This is a genomic window from Tepidiforma sp. (assembly GCF_034432735.1).
Taxonomy (GTDB): domain Bacteria; phylum Chloroflexota; class Dehalococcoidia; order Tepidiformales; family Tepidiformaceae; genus Tepidiforma.
Map to the genome: position 1 here is coordinate 1 of NZ_DAOUBJ010000150.1, position 4,780 is coordinate 4,780.

A 4,780-nucleotide genomic window follows, 5' to 3' on the forward strand; every position below is an offset into this window, starting at 1 on the left:
AGATCGTCGAAGGCGAAGCCATCGAAGGTGGGCATGCCGGCGAGGGCGGCGGCGATTTCGGGGTCGAGGAGGGCGGCGGCGTCCATGGCTACCTCATGGTGGAGGGTTCCGAGGATGGTAACCTGCCGAGCGGGCGGCGCAAGGCGCGGGCGGAAATGGGGCGGTAGGATCGCGAGACAACGTGCAGGAGGCTTCGATCGATGGAAATTGGGCTGATGGTGGAGGGGCAGAACGGGCTGACGTGGGAGCGCTGGTTGCACATTTTGGCGCTAGCGGAGCGTCTGGGCTTCCCGACGCTCTTCCGTTCGGACCACTACTTCATCGGGCCGCAACAGGATTCGCTGGAGGCATACGTTTCGTTCGCGGTGGCCGCGCGGGAGACCTCGCGCATCCGGTTCGGGCCGTTGGTTTCGCCAGTGACGTTTCGGTCGCCGGTCGATGTTGCGCGGATGGCAGCGCAGGTCGATTTGCTGAGTGGGGGACGTTTCGTGATGGGGTTGGGCGCTGGCTGGAACGAGGCGGAGCACCGCGCCTATGGCATTCCGTTTCCGGCGATCGGGGAGCGCTTCGCGCGGTTGGAGGAGGCGATCCGGCTGATGAAGGCGCTCTGGAGCGAGGGGCCGGTGACGTTCGAGGGGAAGTACTACCGGGTGGAGGGGGCGAATCTTTTGCCGAAGCCGGCGCGGGGCCGCCCGCCGATCCTCATCGGCGGGAGTGGGGAGCGGAAGACGCTTCGCCTGGTGGCGAAGTATGCGGACGAATGGAACGCCGTGAACGTTTCGCCGGAGGTGTACGCGCAGAAGGTTGCGGTGCTGGAGCGCCACTGCGAGGCGGTTGGGCGCGATCCGGCGACGATCCGGAGGTCGATGATGACGTTCGCGGTCATCGGGCCGGACGAGCGGACGCTGGACCGGGCGACGGAGCGGATGATGACGATGTGGGGTGCGGCGCGGCCGGCGATGGGCGGACAGCCGGGCATGTCGCTGGCCGAGTATCGGGCCGTCCTCCGTTCGCGCGGGATGGTCGTGGGCGGGAAGGAGGAGGTGCTGGAGGCGTTGGGGCGGTACGCGGAGGCGGGTTTGCAAGAGGTGCAGTTCCAGCATTTTCTGTTCGATGACGACACGGTGCCCGAGTTCCTGGCCGCGGAGGTGGTGCCGGCGGCGAAGGGGCTGTGAGGGGCGTGGTTCACGGGCTGTCACCGGGCTGTCACGGAGGGGCGGTTTTGCGCGGGGTTCGCGGGCGGTTTACCGGCGGTTTGCAATTCGGCGGGGCGTCTCCCGGGGCGCTACCGGTGCGTCACCGAACCGGTTCGTGGGGCCCTTTTGGGGAGGGGAGCGGCTGCCGTTTTTCGGAATACGATGCGCCGTCACCTTCAGCCGCTGCCGCGCCCGGACGAGCTCCCCGAGGAGGGGGGCTCGGTGACTGTGGTGTCGCAGGAGGCGCGGCGGGTGCTCTACATCGAGGGCGATCCGTCGCTGGAGGTGATCATGGCGGCGCTGGAGGCGTGGGGGCTGCGGGTGCGTTCGGAGCGCGAGCGGGCGAGCCGTGAGGAGGCTGCGCCGGTCGCGGCGGCGAGCGCGGAGCGGAGCGAGCCGGACGGGATGCCGGCGTGGGTAACGCGGCGGCCGGCGCTGCCGCGGGTGAGCCGGCTGGAGAATATGCTTTCGCCGATCTGGTTCCCGGCGCGGCTTCCGTTGAACGGGAACGAGCCGGTGACGGCGTTCAACTGGTTTGGCCGGGCGGCGTAGGCGCTGGCTTTCTCGGGGGCTTGGCGAGGCGGGGGGACGAGCGGGTGAGCGGGGGTTCGCGGCGGAATGGGCCGTGACGTTCGGAGAGCGAGGCGGGGGCCGCGGGGCAGCTGTGGGAAGCGGTGATTGGGCCGCGTGGGCCGGGCGACGAGCGGTAAAAGGGGGCTTCCCGGGGAGGTGCGGGTTATCGTGAACGGTGGTTAACTATTGTCGGCTCGCGCCGTTTCGATAGATACCGGAAATCGTCACGGCGGGGCCTGCGCGCCGCCCAGCGCGGACACTGGAGGCTGCGTGACCGAGGAAGCGTTAGATTTGCGCGCGGGCGAGCGCCTGATTCTCGGGCACTTGCGCGCGCGCTGGCCGATGCTCGCGGTGGCGTTCGGTGCGGGGCTGAGCTGGGGGTTGCTGCGGCTGGTCGAGCCATATCTTGTCGGGCTGGCTATCGACCATGCGATCGTGACGGGCGACCTGGGGCTGCTGACCCGCTATGTGGTGGCGTTCGTGGTGGTGGTGGCCGTGCTGGCGGTGTGTGCGGGGACGCGGCGGTACTGGGCGATGCGGACCAGCTATCGGATCGAGACGGACCTCCGCCTGGAGCTGTACGACCGGGTCAATCGGCTTTCGTTCGATTATCACGACCGGACGGCGACCGGGCAGCTGATGTCGCGGGGGAGCGCCGACCTTCGGGAGATTCAAGCGTTCCTGGTGAACATTCCGATCAACGCTGCCTACCTCCTGATGGCGGTGGGGGCGTTCGTGCTGCTGGTGATGACGAGCGTTTCGTTGGCGGTGCTGGCGATGGCGGTGTTTCCTGTGGTGACGTGGCTGAGTGTGCGGTTTTTCAGCCGGCTGGAGCCGGGGACGGAGCGGGTGCAGCAGGACCTGGCGGACGTGGCGAGCGTGACGGAGGAGACGATCGCGGGGGCGCGATTGGTACGGGCGTTCGGGCGCGAGGAGTACGAGGTGAGCCGGATGCGGGCGGCGGCGGAGCGGGTGCGCCGAGACGCGATGGAGGTGGTGCGACTGCGGACGACCTATGGGCCGCTCTTCTTTTTGTTGCCGGGGCTCGGACAGCTGGTGGTGTTGGCGTATGGGGGGTGGCTGGTGACGGAGGGGCGGATGTCGGCGGGGTCGCTGGTTGCGGCGCTCCAGTATCTCGGGATGCTGACCTGGCCTGTCCAGAGCCTGGGCGAACTGATCGCTTCGGGGCAGCGGGCGGTCGTCTCGGCGGCTCGGGTGTGGAATGTGCTGAAGGAGGAGCCGACGGTGCGGGAGCAGCCGCACGCGCGGCCGCTCCCCCCGGGGAACGGGGCGATCGTGTTCGACCGGGTGACCTTCGGCTATCGGCAGGGGCTGCCGGTGCTGCGAGGTTTCTCGCTGGAGGTGCCGGCGGGCCGGTCGGTGGCGTTGGTGGGCGCGACGGGGAGTGGGAAATCGACCGTGGCGCGGCTGCTGCCGCGGTTTTACGACGTGGACGAGGGGCGGATTCTGATCGACGGGGCGGATATCCGGTCGCTTCGGCTGCGCGACCTCCGCCGGAATATCGGCATCGTGTTCGAAGATACGTTTCTCTTCAGCGATACGGTGCGGAACAACATTGCCTACGGGCGGCTCGATGCGACGGATGCGCAGATTGAGCGTGCTGCGCGGTTGGCGCACGCGCACGAGTTCATCGAGCGGCTGGAGAACGGCTACGAGACGGTGGTGGGTGAGCAGGGGTTTTCGCTCTCGGGCGGGCAACGCCAGCGCATCGCGATCGCCCGGGCGATTCTGATGGAACCGCGGGTGCTGATCCTGGACGACGCGACGTCGAGCGTGGATGCCCGGATGGAGGAGGAGATTCGAACGGCGCTGAAGGAGGTGATGGCGGGGCGGACGACGCTGATCATTTCGCACCGGCTTTCGACGATTTCGCTGGCCGACCAGGTGGTGCTGGTGGACGAGGGGCGGGTTGCCGCGACGGGGACGCACGATGAGCTGATGCGGAGCTCGGCGCGGTATCGGGAGGTGCTCGGGCAGCTGGAGGCGGTGGCGTCGTGAACGGTGGGGTGCCGGGTGGGGCGCGGGTCAATGGGCTGGCGGGTGCGCTCCGGATGTTGGCGCCACGCTGGCCGGTGCTCCTGATCGCGACGTTGACGATCGTCGCCTTCACGGCGGCGAGCCTGGCGAGGCCGTTGGCCATCCAGTACGCGATCGACGAGGGGGTGGCGAAGGGCGATCGGGGTGCTATCGCTGCCGCCGCGGCTGTGTTTCTGTTGCTGCTGCTGGCGGTGTACGGGTTCCAGGCGGCGAGCACGTATCTGGTGAACCGGGTGGGGCAGGATTTTCTCTTCGACCTCAGGATGCGGCTGTTCGAACACTACCAGCGAATGTCGCTGGCTTTTTTCGGGCGGGAGAACGCGGGCCGGCTGGTGGCCAGGATGACGAGCGACGTTCAGACGGTGAACGACGTGCTGAACAACGGGTTCTTGGTGGTGGTGCAGTCGACGCTGACGCTGCTCGGGGCGACGGTGATTCTTTTGACGTTGAGCGTGCAGCTTTCGCTGGCGGTGGCGCTCATCCTGCCGCCCCTGGTCGTGGCGACGGCGCTGTTCCGCGTCTATTCGGGGCGGGCGTACGACCGAGTGCGGGAGCGGGTGGCGGACGTGATGGTGCACATGCAGGAGACGTTTTCGGGGCTGCGGGTCGTGCAGGCGTTCGCGCGGGAGCAGAAGAACCGGGAGCGGTTCGGGGAGATCAACGAGCGGAATTTTGCGGCGAATGTGTACACGGTGAAGCTCTCGTCGCTCTACTTTCCGTTCGTGGAATGGCTCCGGGGGGCTGCCATCGGGCTGATTCTGTACGTAGGCGGGCGGCAGGTGGCGGGGGATGCGGTGACGGTGGGGACGGTGGCGGCGTTCGTGTTCTATCTGGAGTTCATTTTCCAGCCGATCCAGAACCTCTCGCAGGTGTTCGATATGGTGCAGAGTGCGAACGCGGCGCTGGGGAAGATTTTCGGGATCTTGGCGGTGGAGCCGGAGGTGCCGGAGCCG

4 protein-coding genes are annotated in these 4,780 nt (G+C 67.8%); all 4 read left to right on the forward strand.

Features of this window, described 5'->3' with window-relative positions; genetic code table 11:
• Nucleotides 1-200: 200 nt before the first annotated feature.
• Nucleotides 201-1,175 (forward strand): LLM class F420-dependent oxidoreductase, encoded by a 975-nt coding sequence (locus VAE53_RS12705; protein WP_322819747.1) that lies wholly within the window; start codon nt 201-203, stop codon nt 1,173-1,175.
• 243 nt (nt 1,176-1,418) lie between these two features.
• Entirely contained in the window at nt 1,419-1,748 is a 330-nt protein-coding gene (locus tag VAE53_RS12710) for a hypothetical protein (protein ID WP_322819748.1), read from the forward strand.
• Between the two features lie 291 nt (nt 1,749-2,039).
• Nucleotides 2,040-3,788 carry an ABC transporter ATP-binding protein gene (locus tag VAE53_RS12715; protein WP_322819749.1) on the forward strand — a complete coding sequence of 583 codons (1,749 nt, stop codon included), beginning with the start codon at nt 2,040-2,042 and terminating at the stop codon, nt 3,786-3,788.
• Nucleotides 3,785-4,780, forward strand: a 996-nt coding sequence (locus VAE53_RS12720; protein WP_322819750.1) for an ABC transporter ATP-binding protein, incomplete at its 3' end; no start/stop codon positions are given. The genes VAE53_RS12715 and VAE53_RS12720, both read left to right, overlap by 4 nt.